At 46.3% G+C, this 16,394-nt stretch carries 13 protein-coding genes; 5 read left to right on the forward strand and 8 right to left on the reverse strand.

The window, feature by feature from the left end:
- Window positions 1-207 precede the first annotated feature (207 nt).
- The 8 genes from HQ43_RS00925 to HQ43_RS00960 all read right to left on the reverse strand — a co-directional run bounded on the left by HQ43_RS00925 (window position 208) and on the right by HQ43_RS00960 (window position 9,679).
- Window positions 208-819 carry a nitroreductase family protein gene (locus HQ43_RS00925; protein ID WP_036788566.1) on the reverse strand — a complete coding sequence of 204 codons (612 nt, stop codon included), beginning with the start codon at window positions 817-819 and terminating at the stop codon, window positions 208-210.
- Between the two features lie 251 nt (window positions 820-1,070).
- Window positions 1,071-3,032, reverse strand: coding sequence for a DNA mismatch repair endonuclease MutL (gene mutL, locus HQ43_RS00930; protein WP_036788569.1), 1,962 nt, complete (start codon window positions 3,030-3,032; stop codon window positions 1,071-1,073).
- Between the two features lie 9 nt (window positions 3,033-3,041).
- Window positions 3,042-3,350 carry a hypothetical protein gene (locus HQ43_RS00935; protein WP_052102981.1) on the reverse strand — a complete coding sequence of 103 codons (309 nt, stop codon included), beginning with the start codon at window positions 3,348-3,350 and terminating at the stop codon, window positions 3,042-3,044.
- Between the two features lie 2 nt (window positions 3,351-3,352).
- Complete coding sequence (locus HQ43_RS00940) at window positions 3,353-5,023, reverse strand: OstA-like protein (RefSeq protein WP_052102982.1); 1,671 nt, start codon at window positions 5,021-5,023, stop codon at window positions 3,353-3,355.
- On the reverse strand, window positions 5,008-6,387 hold the full coding sequence (locus tag HQ43_RS00945; protein ID WP_152567441.1) for a peptidylprolyl isomerase: 1,380 nt from the start codon (window positions 6,385-6,387) through the stop codon (window positions 5,008-5,010). Before HQ43_RS00945 ends, HQ43_RS00940 begins: the two co-directional genes overlap by 16 nt.
- 24 nt (window positions 6,388-6,411) lie before the next feature.
- On the reverse strand, window positions 6,412-8,124 hold the full coding sequence (locus HQ43_RS00950; RefSeq protein WP_081964503.1) for a glutamine--tRNA ligase/YqeY domain fusion protein: 1,713 nt from the start codon (window positions 8,122-8,124) through the stop codon (window positions 6,412-6,414).
- A gap of 40 nt (window positions 8,125-8,164) precedes the next feature.
- A complete protein-coding gene (locus HQ43_RS00955) occupies window positions 8,165-8,893 on the reverse strand; it encodes an ABC transporter ATP-binding protein (protein WP_036788571.1) in 729 nt (242 codons plus the stop codon).
- A 30-nt stretch (window positions 8,894-8,923) separates the two neighbouring features.
- On the reverse strand, window positions 8,924-9,679 hold the full coding sequence (locus HQ43_RS00960) for an MlaE family ABC transporter permease (RefSeq protein ID WP_036789020.1): 756 nt from the start codon (window positions 9,677-9,679) through the stop codon (window positions 8,924-8,926).
- A 461-nt stretch (window positions 9,680-10,140) separates the two neighbouring features.
- Here HQ43_RS00960 and HQ43_RS09855 point away from each other — a divergent pair, with 461 nt between their 5' ends.
- From HQ43_RS09855 to gyrB, 5 genes are all read left to right on the forward strand, one after another.
- A complete protein-coding gene (locus tag HQ43_RS09855; RefSeq protein ID WP_161785857.1) occupies window positions 10,141-10,299 on the forward strand; it encodes a hypothetical protein in 159 nt (52 codons plus the stop codon).
- Between the two features lie 56 nt (window positions 10,300-10,355).
- On the forward strand, window positions 10,356-11,228 hold the full coding sequence (locus HQ43_RS00965) for a M48 family metallopeptidase (protein ID WP_052102983.1): 873 nt from the start codon (window positions 10,356-10,358) through the stop codon (window positions 11,226-11,228).
- A gap of 27 nt (window positions 11,229-11,255) precedes the next feature.
- Window positions 11,256-13,103, forward strand: coding sequence for a YgiQ family radical SAM protein (locus HQ43_RS00970; RefSeq protein ID WP_036788574.1), 1,848 nt, complete (start codon window positions 11,256-11,258; stop codon window positions 13,101-13,103).
- Between the two features lie 82 nt (window positions 13,104-13,185).
- On the forward strand, window positions 13,186-13,896 hold the full coding sequence (locus HQ43_RS00975) for a DUF5020 family protein (RefSeq protein ID WP_036788577.1): 711 nt from the start codon (window positions 13,186-13,188) through the stop codon (window positions 13,894-13,896).
- A 189-nt stretch (window positions 13,897-14,085) separates the two neighbouring features.
- On the forward strand, window positions 14,086-16,029 hold the full coding sequence (gene gyrB, locus HQ43_RS00980; RefSeq protein ID WP_394358407.1) for a DNA topoisomerase (ATP-hydrolyzing) subunit B: 1,944 nt from the start codon (window positions 14,086-14,088) through the stop codon (window positions 16,027-16,029).
- Window positions 16,030-16,394: the final 365 nt, after the last annotated feature.

Consider the following 16,394-nt stretch of genomic DNA (forward strand, 5'->3'; position numbering starts at 1 on the left):
AAGAGTGTGAGGATTGTTTTATATCTCTTCTTCTGGGAACAACATACTATGAAGCCATGTAACTTAAGTAATTTCCCAAGTGAAACGAAAGCACTATATGTAAAGTGAGCATTATCTCGCTTTTTACATATAGTGCCATCTGAATCGGGTGATTTTATCTTACCCGAGTGTAGAATTGTAGATAAAACGAATCTTCTATCTTCTGTTTTACTTCACTATAAGTGTCTCTGCAAGAGAGAGTTTTTCTTTTGCACTCACCTCTTCAACCGGCGCTCCGAAAGGCATCTGTGCTGTGAGTACCCATGAAGGGTCTACACCTGCAAGGGTCTTGATTTCATCGTCTATCATACCGATGTAGTGCTGAAGATTTACTCCAAAGCCAAGTACATCCAGACCCATCCATACGGCGTATTGGTGAGAGCCCTGAGTCTGTTGAGCCCAAAGAGGAAAGTTTGCAGCGTATGCGGGGAAAGATGCTTGAAGGCCTTCTGTGACAGAAGGTACATCAAAGAAAAGAATAGTGCCGACACCGCTTGCAAAAGCTTGACGTACTTTAGGTGCTGTATTAGCTTCGTACTTCTCTTGCCCCATAAACCCTATCAATGCCTTTTCTATAAGTTCCCAGTGAGCGGTATGCGCTTCTCCCGTAAGAAGTACCATACGAACAGGTTGAGAGTTGAAAGCTGAAGGTATGTTTTGTAGAACATGACCGAGAAGGTCTTCGACGGCTTCGCGTGGAGCTACCCATTCCGGACGGATAGCATAATGAGAATGGCGATGCGAAAGGGCATCTTTAAGAGTTTCTATTTTTGTAGTCATATATTCAAAAAAACCAACTAAGGTGCTATGTCTTTTTATAAATCAAAAATTTGATTTAGTTTGTCCGCAACAATAACTAAAAACAAAACAGATATTTTGTGTAGAACCTTTGTTGGAATATTTATTGTTATTTAGAAGAACTATTTTATATGTTTTGTAATGGAAATACGGACTTCACGTTGCAAAGATACAAAAAAATAGATTTAATGGCGCAGATATGAACGGATAAATTTATCCTCGTAGGGAGTTGCTTATCCAAATCTTTTTTGTATTTCTTCTGCCGTTATTTTAGAAAAGATTGTATGTCCATCAAAAGTAACTCTGGTTTCTGACAGTTTACGTAGGGAGTAGAGAAGTTTTTGTGCTTCCTGTTTTCGCAGAATAGGTGTAACTCTTTTGTGTAAAGCTTTTACCATCGAAGCAACAATCTGTTCGAGGACAATCTCTTTTGATTTCTTTTCCAAGTGCTTACTTTCATACAGTATCTGGACAAGAAGATCGGGATCTGTCGGCATTCCTTCCGGAATGGCTACCAAGCTGAATGTGTTCCCTCCCATATCGGTAAGGTCGTAGCCTACTTCACTCAATTCATCCATGTATCTGTGTAAAAGATGTGCCTCTTGAGTGTTGAGCGTGAGAAGTTCAGGGAACATCAGCGGTTGAGATACCGGCTTAGAGGCAAGAAGACGTGCCATATATTTGTGGTGCGAAATAGCTCTTGCCGCCTGATGAGCATCTATAATAGAAAGACTATCCTCATCCATAGTGATGATATATCGCTGGCGAAGGATGATGAGAGACTCTCTCTCCGGCTCATCCGACAGGCTTTCTCTCTCTTGGGGAGCAGGGGTCAGGAGCGAGTCTGTATGTGTTGTGTCGTCCGGCTTTAGGGATGAAGAGCGAGACGTGAATACGGAAGCAGCTGTCTCCGGCTCTTGTGATACGGAAGAGGAGAGGGAGGAGGTGCGCCTCTTTACTCTGATGCCGCCGGGGGGTGATGTCGTTATGCCGGAATCTTTTTCAAAGTCTTTGTAGAAGGCTTCCCATTCCACATCCTTTTCCAACTCGAAACCTCCGAAATCTTTATAGTCGTCCGGGTCGAATGAAGGGATATAGTCCGTGTTTTCTCCTCCGATGTTGGGTTCTACCAACTCGTTATCGGAAAGAGATTTATAGTTCGGAATGTCTATCTTGTCTTGAGTGAAGTCTATGGCATGCGCCACTGCTCCTTTCATGAGCGTCTCTCGAAGGACGGTATTGAGTATCTGCCCGATATAGGTTTCGTTCTCGAACTTTATTTCGGTCTTAGTCGGGTGGATATTTACGTCTATTGAGGAGGGATCGACATAGAGGTAGATAAAGTAGTCTGGCATATCTCCCGATGGAATCATTCCCTCATAAGCATTCATGAGCATCCGATGAAAGTAGGAGTGCTTCATGAATCGGTCATTTACAAAGAAGTATTGCTGCGCTCCTCTTTTACGGCATTCGGATGGTGCGCTTGTGAATCCGCAAATGCGGACAAGAGGAGTCTCGGCTTCTATCTTGAGTATTTTGCTCTCCAGTCTGTGCCCGAAGAGGTCGAGGAGACGCTTTTTGAGTTCGCCCGGATGGTAGTCGAAGATAACCTTTTCCTGATGCAAGAGGCGAAATCTGATCTGTGGGCAGACTGCGGCAATACGGTATATTTCGGTCTGTATGCGCCTGAACTCAGTGTCGTTGGTCTTTAGAAACTTGCGGCGAGCCGGTATCTCGTGAAAGATGTTCTTTACCGAGAAGATGGATCCGGGGGGACAAGTGGCTATCTCGTTGGAGATAACCCGACCTCCTTTGAGCTCTATGCGCACACCGGTATCTTCATCGTGTTGGCGGGTGATAAGCTCCACCTCTGCCACGGCTGCTATCGAGGGCAATGCCTCTCCCCGAAAGCCCATAGTACAAAGGCGGAAGAGGTCATCGGCTGTCTTTATCTTGCTGGTGGCGTGTCTCTCGAAAGCCATTCGGGCATCTATGGGAGACATCCCTTTCCCGTTGTCTATAACGCGGAGAAGGGTGCGCCCGGCATCCAAGACTTCTATCTCTATCTCTGTGGCTCCTGCATCTATACTGTTTTCGACCAACTCCTTTATGACAGATGCGGGTCGTTGTATGACCTCTCCCGCAGCTATCTGGTTGGCAATATTATCGGGCAGAAGATTGATGACATTCTTCATACAGCAGATCTATCTGTAATATAGGACGTAAAAGAGCACAGCAAGCACCACAAGAAGAAGAAGCATCCACCAGTTGGACTTTGCACGGCTCTCCTTGCTCTGTCCCTTGTTTTTACTGCGTTGGAGATGCTTGGACTGTTTGGAGATAGAGCCTTCGATGAGATCTTTATAGTCTTCCGCAGAAAGAGAAGCCTCGTCTCCGTTCAGCTCTCTCTGGATGCGTCTTACGCGCTTTTCCAGCTCCTGCTTCCTGACATCTGTATAGATGTAGGAGTATCTGAAGGTCTTCGGCTTTTGAGGATTGAAAAAAGATTTCATGGTTAAGATTCTTCTTCTCTGTTAGTAATATTGAGAGACTCTGTTCCGGAGCTTTCTTCTTTCTTCTCTTTATCTTCTTTCTTGCCTCTGTTTGGGGTTGTCCGGAAAATATCTTTCGGAAAGAGCGGACGTCCGGTAGCAAACCAGAAGAAGTTTGGGAAGTTGTAATTTTTACTTTCTACAAGGAAAATAGGATTGACGATGCCTTTTGTCTTTTCAAGGAAAGAGATAGACTCCAACTCCTCTTTCTGGAACAGCATCAGTATGGATGCGCTCTGAACGCGAACCTGAGAGGAGACAACAGAGTCTCCTTCTACGGTATAGTAGATGGTTTCAGCGTTTCCACTGGTTCGGACAGAGTCCATCTTGTTGTCATTAAAATAGGCAAGGATTTCGTTTCCAACCATTTGGTTATAGAAGAGATCCTCGGTCAGCTCCATGGAGACCAACGCATTGTTCGAGATCTGTGCCTTGTACGGGTTGCCGTCTTTCATGAACAGACGAATGGTGTCTCCCGATATTTGTGAACTGTCGCTCCATATAATGGGCTTGCCCAGAAGGTTCAAAACGGAGTCTTTGGAGCGGTAAAGGAGAGTGTCGGACACGGCTTGAACATCCTTTCGATATATCCGAACATTCTCCAAGCCCTTTACAATGTCTCCGTTGATGGTGTCTCGTATCAGCTGCATCTCCAATGCGTGCGCCCAAAGCGTGTCTTTGGAGGAGAAGTCCATCACGTAAGCGTTGTCTCTTGCCAAGCCTTTGCCTTCCTTCTCGTGGTACTCCGCATATTCTCCATGTAGCGATACGTTTTCGGCTGTATCTTTCAGCTCTACATTCCCGAAGAGCTTTGCCAGAGATTCGCTACGGCTATACACCATGGAGTCTCCCGTAGCGGTGCGAGAGCCTGAATAGAGTTTGCTCTTGTCCAAAAGGTAAGCGATGTCTCTTTGAGTATCATATACTCCTTTGGAGGTAAGGATATATCCGCTGTCTCCTACGATGCGAGAGGGGCTTTTAATGTCTGCAACCTTAGTCTCCGTATTGTAAAAGAGCTTGTCGGAATAGAGTGTGAAGTTGGGGTTTTCCAGCTTCACATCAAATTTGAATATGGCTGTCTTGTTGTCCGTATAGTACTCTCCGTACTGGGAAGTGAGTGTGTTCAGCGAGTCCACTATGGTCCCTCCCTCGAAGTAGTAGCCCAAACCGATGTTTCTGTCGTAGTCCAAACTGTCGGTAAAGAGGGTATTCTCTCCGTGTCGCATGATCACATTGCCACGCAAACGAGCTATCAGGTTGATGCCATCGTAGTCGAGATAGTTGCAGGTAATGTGCAGAGAGTCTCCTTGAATGATATGAACATTCCCGAAAGACTCTATGGCGTTGCGCTGTTCGTACAACAATGCACTGTCGCACTTCATTACTGCTCCTTTATGATAGAAGTTGACATCCCCCGTGAATATCTTTGCATCCGGATTGATATCCCTATCGTACCACAATCGTCTGGCTTCCGCCTCTATCTTCTCTACCTCCTGATTCTTTTTTTGTTGGGGCGGAGGGTTTTGATAATAGGGCAACAGAGCGGAGGATGAACGCAATGTCGCACCACCCACACCTATGATAAAGAAAGCGGCTATACAGCAAAAAACGATCTGTCTTACTCTTTTATCCATCCCGGGTAGATGAATTTACAATGACGCCACTTAGGATTTATCTTAATGTATGTCTCTGCTTGCTTCTCTTGGATCCATTTGTTCAGAGCCTGTTGTTGTTTCTCTCGCAAGACAAAGTCTTTGATGATCTGGAAGTCCTGAGACACGTTTGCTCTGTGTCCCGGATTGCGTTTGCGCAGCTTCACAATAGCCACAACCGTATTGCCATCCTTATCTTCCAAAGTAAACGGCTGTGACACTTCTCCTTCTTTCATTTTGCTGACGATAGGACCGATCTCCTGTGGAAGATCTTCCATTTGGAATTGGGCTGTACCTTGAAGGTGTCCGGAGCCGGATGCTTTGTTGTTTACCATGACGCCGCTATTGTTTCGCGTATCTTCGTCATAAGAGAGATACCTTGCGGCATCTGCGAAAGAGAGGGAGTCTACGGCTATTTTGTGAGCGATGGAGTCGAGTCTGGCTGTTGCAGCGGTAACTGCTTCTTCGGAGGGTGAAGGGCGAAGCATGATGTGGCGTACGTTCACAAGATCGCCTTTCTTCTCGATAAACTGCATGATGTGATAGCCATATCTCGTCTGTACTATGCGGGAAACCTTTTTGGGATCCATGGAGAAAGCAACATTTGCAAACTCCGGTTCCAACTCCGCTTTACCATAGAACCCAAGCTCTCCGCCCTTTAGAGCCGAGCCTTTATCCTGGGAATAGAGTCGGGCCAATAGTGAAAAGTCTCTCTTGCCGGCATTGACTTCCGCTGCGTACAACCGAAGTTTTGCTTTGATTTTATCTATCTCCTCTACGGACACTTTGGGTTTGATGGTTACGATCTGTACCTCTACCGTTTCCGGCATAAAGGGAAGAGAGTCTTTGTTTACCTTTTCATAGAAACGATTAACCTCGGACGGAGATACCTTTATATTGCCCATGATGGTCTGTTGTACCTGTTGCACCACAGACTCTTCCCGTAGTGCCTTGCGACGCTCTTCACGTATCTGGGAGATGGTTCTGCCTAAAAGCTCTTCGAGTCTTTCTTTTCCTCCCACTTCGTTGATCTTTTGGCTGATCCAGCGTTCGGCTGCCTGAATCACCATAGACTCGTTCGGGGAGATACTGTCTATCTTTGCCTGTCTCAAGAACAGCTTCTGTATCGCCATCTGTTCGGGAATAAAGCACATCGGATCGCCATCCACTTTTGATCCGCTCTGCTTTAGGTATATGAGCTGATTCTCTATATCGGATAGCAGGATTGTCTCATCTCCCACCACCCAAGCTATTTCATCTATTATTGTTCTCTTTTGAGCATGGAGTTGCAGTGAAAAAAGCATAGAGACACCGAGGCTCCACATTATCCATTTCAGTGTTTTCATTATCTCTTAGTATGGGATTTTCTATTAGTTTATCTTTTTGCTCCAAGTATCTTTTAGCGATACGGTGCGGTTAAAGACCTTTTTATCCGGTGTGCTATCCGGGTCTACATTGAAGTATCCAATGCGTTGGAACTGGAAGTGTTGCAGGGGTTGGGCATCTGCCAAATACTTTTCCGCTTTGGCATTGGTAATGATCTTCAACGAGTCCGGATTGAGATAATCTCTGAAATCTTCAATCTTAGGATCCGACGGATTCTCTACCGTAAAGAGTCTGTCATACAGACGCACTTCGACGTCAATACAATCATCAACGGCAACCCAGTGCAATGTCCCTTTCACTTTTCGGTTTGAAGTATCCGATCCACTCCTGCTGCTTGGATCATACTCCGCATATACCTCTACCACCTTGCCTGTTTCGTCCTTCTTGCAGCCGGTACAGGTAACGATGTATCCGTTTTTAAGACGCACATCTTGCCCCGGAGTCATACGGAAATACTTCTTTGGCGCATTTTCCATAAAGTCTTCCTGCTCTATGTACAACTCGCGTGCAAAAGTTACCGTATGGGTTGTGGAGTTTGGATCTTCCGGATTGTCTATGGCGACCATCTCCTCTTTCTTATCCTCCGGATAGTTGGTGATGATCAGCTTAACGGGGTTCAGCACCACGCTTACACGAGTAGCATGCTTGTTCAGATCCTCTCTTACCGCATACTCCAACAGTCCTACATCTACCACCCCTTCGTATTTGGTGTATCCGATTCTGTCTATAAAGTTTCGGATGGATTCGGGTGTATATCCTCTTCTTCTAAGCCCCGTGATGGTCGGCATACGAGGATCGTCCCATCCCTTAACGGCTTTCTCCTGTACGAGTTGAAGCAGTTTGCGCTTACTCATCATCGTATATGTGAGGTTGAGACGGTTGAACTCATACTGACGAGGGCGATAATCGCTCTTCATGAGCAGGTCTATGAAGTAGTCGTAAAGCGGTCTGTGCACAACAAACTCCAGCGTACATATCGAGTGAGTAACACCTTCAAAATAGTCGCACTGTCCATGAGCAAAGTCGTACATAGGATAAACCTTCCAAGCCGTACCCGTACGATGATGAGGAACATTGATGATGCGATAGATGATCGGATCCCTGAAGTGCATGTTGGAATGCGCCATATCTATCTTTGCTCTCAGTGTCAGAGAACCTTCCGGAAACTCTCCTTTGTTCATTCTTCTAAATAGATCCAAACTCTCTTCCACGGGTCTGTCGCGGAACGGGCTGTTTATACCCGGAGTGGTTGGAGTGCCTTTTTGAGCGGCTATCTGCTCTGCAGACTGCTCCTCGACGTAGGCGTGCCCCTTTTTGATAAGATCTTCGGCGAAGTCGTACAACTGTTGGAAGTAGTCCGATGCGTAGAAGATTTCTCCCCATTTGAATCCAAGCCACTCTATATCCTCTTTTATGGCATCCACATACTCCACATCTTCCTTTATCGGATTGGTGTCATCGAATCTGAGATTGCAGATACCATTATACTTTTCAGCGATACCGAAGTCTATACAGATCGCTTTGGCATGACCGATATGAAGGTAACCATTGGGCTCCGGAGGGAATCGGGTCTGTATGCGACCGTCGTGTAGTCCTTCCCTTATATCTTTTTCTACTATGGCTTCGATGAAGTTCAGCGATTTTCCTTCTCCGCTTTCCATCTTGGTGTTTCCTGCTACGCTGTCATGTGTGTTCATACTATATCTCCTTATGGTATTTCTCTATTGTTTTATGTCATTATTCTTTGTTCACGAAAACAAACTGCTTGAGTCTTTCGTTGTTCGAGTTCATGATATCCTTTCCTCTCCCTTCCCACTCGATGCGTCCGCGATGAACGAATATCACTTTCTCGCCCAACTTCTCCAGCGAATTCATATCATGAGTGTTGATGATAGTAGTCATGCCGGACTCGTGAGTGATTTCGAGCAGAAGATCATCTATAACCGAAGAGGTCTGCGGATCCAGTCCGGAGTTTGGCTCATCGCAGAAAAGGTATTTCGGTTTAAGGGCTATGGCTCTGGCTATGGCTGCGCGCTTCATCATCCCACCACTTACTTCGGCAGGGTATTTCTTGCCTGCATCCACCATCTTAACCCTGGCAAGACACTCTTTTGCCACATTTATCCGTTGGGCTTTGGGCAGTGGGGAGAACATATCGAGCGGAAACATCACATTCTCCAGTATCGTCATGCTGTCGAACAGAGCCGACCCCTGAAAGAGCATACCCACCTCTTGTCTCAGCTTCTTCATTTCGTTCTCCGAAAGGTTATAGATAGAGTTGCCATCGTATAGCACCTCGCCTTTGTCCGGGAACACAAGCCCTACGATGCTTTTCAGCAGTACAGTCTTTCCGGCACCGCTTTTGCCTATTATCAGAGACGTTTTGCCGGACTCGAAAGTAGCGGATATGCCTCTCAACACATCCTTTCCGCCAAAAGATTTTTGTACGTTTTTTATCTCTATCATCTCTATTCGGATTCTAACGTTTTAGCTCTTCTATACCAGCATGAGTTGGGTCAGGAGCAAGTCTGCCACAAGGATCATGATGCTGCTCGATACCACCGCTTTGGTACTTGCCTTGCCCACTTCCAATGCTCCTCCCTTTACAAAGTATCCGTAAAACGCGGCTATGGAAGCGATGAGAAATACATACACTTCGCTCTTGACCATGGAGTAGAAGAGGTAATAAGGCTCGAAAAGATACTGGATCCCCTGAATGTATGCACTGATAGGCATTTCCGGATTGATGCTGCAAGCGATATAGCCACCGATGATACCGGTAAACATACTTATCAAGACCAATACCGGAACGAAGAGCATGATACCTACAATCTTCGGAAGAATCAAGAAGTTGGCAGAGTTTATCCCCATTATTTCTATCGCGTCTATCTGCTCCGATACACGCATTGTTCCTATCTCACTGGCAACGCTACTGCCTATCTTGCCTGCGAGGATAAGGCACATCACGGTGGAAGAAAATTCCAACAGCACTATCTCTCTCGTTGTGAACCCGATGGTAAACTTGGGTATCAGAGGCGATGTGAGGTTCAGTCCCAACTGAATGGTTATTACAGCTCCGATGAAGAAAGATATAATGATGACGATCCAAAGAGAATCATATCCCAGCTTGTACATCTCCTTCAGCATCTCCCGAAGGAACATACGAAACTTGTCAGGCCTCTCAAAAACCCGCTTCATCAGCAAGAAGTATTGTCCTACTTCTTCTATCTTTTTTTTTAGTAAGCCAAGCATCTGTTCTCTCTTACAACTTTCCTTGTTTGCAATTCGGTATTCAACAAGCAAATATACAGAAAAAACAGCTTTCCGGTGCTTTACATACATCATTCCGGAAATAGGATCGTGCAAAGCCACATTGTATTGCCCTCTTTAGGGAGCTCTTTCTGTCCGGCAACTCTTATGGTATGGCTGCCGGCAGGATGCTTGCAGGAGATCCGGCCTTTTTTGTCCTATTTTATTCAGACCTCGTCGGGAGTTTTATTTTAACGCTTTCGGATCTTCTTTTTAACGCTTTCGGATCTTCTCCTAAACCTTATAAAATCTTGAAATCGTGCTCCGGTTTATAGCAATCAAATCTTGATTTTGGGAGGTCAAGGCTCGATTTGCACGCATCGGCTCTTGATTTCCAACTCTATAAGGCATCAGAGCGATTTTTGTCCCTGTTTAATGAATTTTGTTGACGGCTTCAAGAGATTTTGCAGACCCTTTGGGAGTTTGAGACAGCTGTGATGGGGGAGTGGAGGAGGGTTTATGACGGAACAGATGAGGAGCGCGAAAACTCTGTCGGAGAGTGCCTTCTCAATATCTATATCGGCATGAGCGGTGATGCCGTGCGGGTTACTTATTTTTTTTAGTTACATTTGTATCGTTCTGTGATGTCGTATTTTGAATAAAGCAAAGCAATTATAAGATGAAGAGAAACAGATATATCGAAAGAGTGCAACAGCTCTCCATGGCTTGTCTTATGGGAGTGCTTCTGCTGGGATGCTCTACCGTTCCGCTCACGGGAAGGAAGCAGCTCAACCTGGTTTCGGATCAGCAGATCCTCTCTCTCAGCTCCAGTCAGTACAGAGAGTTTATCGCTCAAGCTCCTATCTCCAAAAATGCCGTACAGACAAGACGAGTGTTGGAGGTGGGGAACAGGATTGCCAGGGCGGCAGAGGCTTACCTCAGAAATGCCGGACTGGGTTCGGAGGTATCGCAGTACAGATGGGAGTTCAACCTTGTAGCCTCCAATCAGGCCAACGCATTCTGTATGCCGGGAGGGAAGATTGTCGTTTACGAGGGCATTCTTCGCTTTGCTCCCACCGACGATGAACTGGCTACGGTGATGGCTCATGAGGTTGCGCATGCACTGGCAAAGCATTCCAATGAACGGATGTCGCAGGCTCTTGTTCAGCAACTCGGTGCCGAAGCTCTTAGCTTAGCCGTTGGCAGGCAGAGCGCAGCGGTAAGAGCCGTAGCAGGAGCTGTGTATGGTATCGGCAGTAATGTGGCTATCATGCTTCCTTACAGCCGTACACACGAGTACGAAAGCGACAGAATCGGTCTTACACTCATGGCAATGGCAGGGTATAACCCTCGTATGGCTGTAACATTTTGGGAGAAGATGTCGCAGAGTAAAGGTGCCAAAGAAACCTCCGATATGCTTAGCACTCACCCTTCGGACAAGAAGAGGATAGATGCCATCAATAAGTATCTGCCCGAAGCACTCAAGCATTACGGCGGAAGTGCCACGACAACAACAGATACCAAGAAGGGTGGCATCATCACCCACTACTGATTTTAGACCGATATAGAAGTAGAGAATTTGAAGAAAGAGAATCCTACCGATCCCTCTTTATGGCTTCCGACAACCAAGAAGGAGGTGGAAAGACTGGGATGGGACACCCTTGATGTCATCCTTTTTGCCGGTGATGCGTACATCGACCACCCTTCGTTCGGAATGGCGGTCATTGGTCGCATCCTCCAAAAGCACGGCTACAAGGTGGCGATAGTACCGCAACCCAACTGGCGAGACGACCTCAGAGACTTCAAGAAGCTCGGACGGCCTCGCCTGTTTTTCGGTATATCGCCCGGTGCAATGGACTCTATGATCAACCATTATACCGCTGCCAAAAGACTTCGTAGCAATGATGCCTATACGCCGGACGGCAGATCGGATATGCGTCCGGACTATCCGACCATCGTCTATTCCAAGATTTTGAGAGAGCTGTACCCCGATGTTCCGATCGTGGCAGGCGGTATAGAGGCATCGTTGAGGCGTGTGGCGCATTACGACTACTGGCAAGACAAACTTCTTCCCGGTATGCCGGTGATGGCTCCGATAGATTTCCTCATTTACGGTATGGGGGAGAAGCCTATCGTGGAGCTGGCTGATGCTTATGCCGAAGGGAGAAGCATCGAGGAGATGAAGAAGATTCCGCAGCTTGCTTACTTGGAAAATGGTGCGTATGCCCCCGCTCCCGATAGTGATGATATAGTGCTTCACAGCTACGAGGAGGCGTTGGCATCGAAAAAGAAACATGCAGCCAACTTCAAACATATAGAGGAGCAGAGCAATGCCGTCAAGGCTAAAAGGTTGATAGAGCCGGTAGGGGAGGGATACATAGTGGTCAATCCGCCTTATCCCGTTATGACTTCGGAGGAGTTGGATGAGTCTTTCGATCTTCCTTATACACGGCTTCCTCATCCGAAGTATAAGGGTAAACACATTCCGGCATACGAGATGATCAAGTTTTCCGTGAATATGCACCGTGGCTGTTTTGGCGGATGCTCTTTCTGTACCATCTCGGCTCATCAGGGGAAGTTTATCGTTTCCAGAAGTGAACGTTCCATTTTGGAAGAGGCAAAGCGTCTCACTCACATGCCGGACTTTAAGGGATATATCTCCGATCTTGGAGGACCCAGTGCAAACATGTATGCCATGAAAGGACGCAACCTGAAAGCTTGCGAGAAGTGTCTCAGACCCTCTTGCATCTTCCCCGGTATCTGTCCGAATCTAAATGCAGACCATACTCCGCTGAATAATATCCTGAAAAAAGTGGATGCCTTGCCCGGTATCAAGAAGAGTTTTATCGGGAGTGGTATAAGATATGACCTCCTCCTCCATCCGTATAAAGATGAAAAGCTGAAGATGGCAGCACGTACCTATATGGAGGAGGTAATAGCTCATCACACATCCGGACGGCTCAAGGTGGCGCCGGAACACACTTCGGATAGAGTATTGGAGCAGATGCGCAAGCCCTCTTTCTCTCTTTTCTATACGTTCAAAAAGGAGTTTGACCGGATCAATAAAGCGTATGGTCTCAAGCAGCAACTGATTCCTTATTTTATATCATCGCATCCAGGAAGCAGGGAAGAAGATATGGCAGAACTGGCGGTAGCCACTAAAAATCTTCAGTTTAAGCTGGAACAGGTGCAAGATTTTACGCCTACACCCATGACGGTATCCACTGTGATATACTACACAGGGTATCATCCTTACACGATGGAAAGGGTCTTTACTGCTACCACACCCGAACAGAAGGAGCGGCAAAGGCAGTATTTCTTCTGGTACAAGCCGGAGATGAAAGGCGCTATCCGGAAATCTCTGACCCATATCAAGCGTTTGGATCTGCTGAGACTGCTTTTCCCAAACGAGCGTAGAGAAAAATAGAAGGAGATTTGGATAATTCAAGGATAGAAACGAAATTTGCAACGGATTGTTATTTGGATAAACAAACTATAAATACATACTTATGAAGAAAATTCTTTTGGGCGTAGCCCTTCTATTGGGAACCCTTACAGCCGTTGGGCAGAACATCCAGACACACTATCAAGCAGGGCGTCATCTCTACAAGGATATGGAAAAAACTCCCTCTTTTGTTACTACCGTAGAACATTTTAAGGCAGACAGATGGGGACAGACATTCCTTTTTGTCGATTTCGTTCATACGGAAAAAGGTATCTCAAACTCTTATTTTGAGATCGCAAGAGAGTTGAAATTCTGGAAAGCACCCGTTGCTCTTCACTTGGAGTACAATGGCGGCGTGGATAGAAACTTCTCCATCAACAACGCTTACCTCGTTGGTGCTTCTTACCTTTGGACAAGTAAGGACTTCAGTAAGAACTTTAGCATAAGCACCAGCTACCGTTACGATCAAGCGATAGAGGGTGTTCAAGACGCCAATCATGGTATGCAGCTTACTGCCGTATGGGGTTGGAACAGCTGGAATCGTGTATTTACCCTGAACGGATTTGTGGATGTCTGGACAAAGAAAGCTTCCGATAAAAGCCACGGAGTGGTGGTATATTCGGAACCACAGGCATGGATCAATCTGAATCAACTTGTCGGATTTCATGACAATTTCAATTTGAGTCTCGGTACAGAGGTTAGACTTTCTTACAATTTCCTTAACCCGAACAAATTCTATGCACTTCCGACTCTTGCAGCGAAGTGGACCTTCTGATTTTTTTTTGCATAATTGATTATATAAAAGGGCGAACCAATCGGATTTTCTTCGGTTGGTTCGCCTTGTTTTTAGAGCCGTAAGTCATTCGCAATTGTGGGAAAAATTGCTATCTTTGTATCTTGAGATTTCAAGAAGAAATCGGACTAAGTACTACTTCATTTAGAATAATAATATATGACTGAAGATATGCGGCAAGAAGCTGCCAACTATGGCGCAAGTAACATTCAGGTTCTCGAAGGGCTCGAAGCCGTTCGTATGCGTCCTGCAATGTATATTGGAGACATCGGAGAGAAAGGTTTGCATCACTTGGTGTACGAGGTGGTGGACAACTCCATAGACGAAGCACTGGCAGGCTATTGCGATAAAGTAGATGTTGAGATCAACGAAGACAACTCCATCTCAGTCCATGACAATGGCAGAGGTATCCCTGTGGATCTGCACGAGAAAGAGGGAAAGAGTGCCTTGGAAGTTGTACTGACGGTGCTCCATGCGGGAGGAAAGTTTGACAAAGGCTCCTATAAAGTTTCCGGAGGTCTTCACGGCGTGGGGGTTTCTTGCGTAAATGCGCTGTCGACAACCCTTAGAGCGGAAGTGAAGAGAGAGGGAAAGGTTTACATGCAAGAGTATCACCGAGGTGTCCCTGCCGATGATGTGAAGGTGATAGGAGAGAGTACAGAGACCGGTACGACTATCTACTTCAAACCGGACGACACTATCTTCATCACCACCGAATACAGCTATAAGACACTTTCCGATCGTCTTCGCGAGTTGGCTTTCCTTAATGCCGGTATTACGCTGACTCTTACGGACTATCGTCACAGAGACGAGGACGGAAATCCCAAGAAAGAGATCTTTCACAGCGAGAACGGACTCAAGGAGTTTGTTTCCTATCTCGACTCCAACAAAGAGACTCTCATAGACGATGTCATACATATCGTTACCGAGAAGCAGGATATACCTGTGGAGGTGGCGATGACTTACAATACTTCCTATAACGAGAATGTCTACTCTTATGTGAACAACATCAACACGATAGAGGGTGGAACGCATCTTGCCGGCTTCAGACGCGCTTTGACAAGAACGCTGAAGAAGTATGCGGAGGAGTCCAAGATCCTTGAGAAAGAGAAGATAGACGTTTCGGGGGACGACTTTCGCGAGGGTATCACGGCAGTCATATCCATCAAGGTTGCGGAGCCTCAGTTTGAAGGACAGACAAAGACCAAGCTTGGCAACTCCGAAGTAGCCGGTGCAGTGGATACTGCAGTGGGAGAAGCTCTGGGACACTACCTGGAAGAGAATCCCAAGCAAGCGAAGATGATAGTGGACAAGGTCGTATTGGCGGCAAAGGCACGTATCGCTGCTCGCAAGGCGAGAGAGATGGTACAGCGCAAGACACCTATGTTCGGAGGAGGACTTCCGGGCAAACTGTCGGATTGCAGAAGCAAAGATCCTGCACGTTGTGAGCTGTTCCTTGTCGAGGGAGACTCGGCGGGCGGTACGGCGAAGCAAGGTCGGGACTCCATGTTTCAAGCGATCCTTCCATTGCGCGGAAAGATTCTGAACGTAGAGAAAGCCATGCCGCACCGTGTCTTGGAGAGTGATGAGATACGAGCCATGTACACTGCGTTGGGAGTAACCATCGGCACGGAAGAAGATCCCAAGGCACTCAACATCTCGAAGCTGAGGTACAACAAGGTGATCATCATGACGGATGCCGATGTGGATGGAAGCCACATTGCCACGCTTATCCTTACGTTCTTCTTCCGCCACATGCGTGTCCTTGTGGAGCGTGGTTGCATTTACCTTGCCACACCACCGCTTTATCAGTGCAAGATGGGAGATGTCGTGGAGTACTGCTGGGACGATCGCCAACGGATGGAGTTCATCCAGAAGTATGCGGAAGGAAACGAGTCGAAAGTCATTACACAGCGTTACAAAGGTCTTGGAGAGATGGATGCCGAGCAGCTTTGGGAGACAACAATGGATCCGGACAATCGTCTTCTCAAGCAGATCACGATAGACAATGCGGTTGAGGCGGACGTTGTGTTCTCCATGTTGATGGGAGAAGATGTTGCTCCTCGTCGCGACTTTATTACGGCGAATGCGGACTATGCGAATATAGATGCCTGATCGAATAGGGCAACGTTAGTCGATAACGTACCAATACACAGAGCCTGAGAGTAAATAGCTACTCTCAGGCTCTTTTTGAAAATTAGTCCTTATCATTTTTCGGATTTGTAATTATCGTTTTTGAGGTTGATAATTATCATTTCGTAGATTGGTAATTACTGTTTTGTGGATTGGTAATTACTGTTTTGTGGATTGGTAATTACTGTTTTGTGGATTGGTAATTACTGTTTTGTGGATTGGTAATTACTGTTTCGTGGATTGGTAATTACTGTTTCGTAGATTAGTAATTACTGTTTCGTAGATTAGTAATTACTGTTTTGTGGATTAGTAATTACCGTTTCTCGTTTTGGTAATTACCGTTTCTC

Origin of the sequence: Porphyromonas canoris (assembly GCF_000769115.1) — a bacterium.
GTDB lineage: Bacteria > Bacteroidota > Bacteroidia > Bacteroidales > Porphyromonadaceae > Porphyromonas_A > Porphyromonas_A canoris.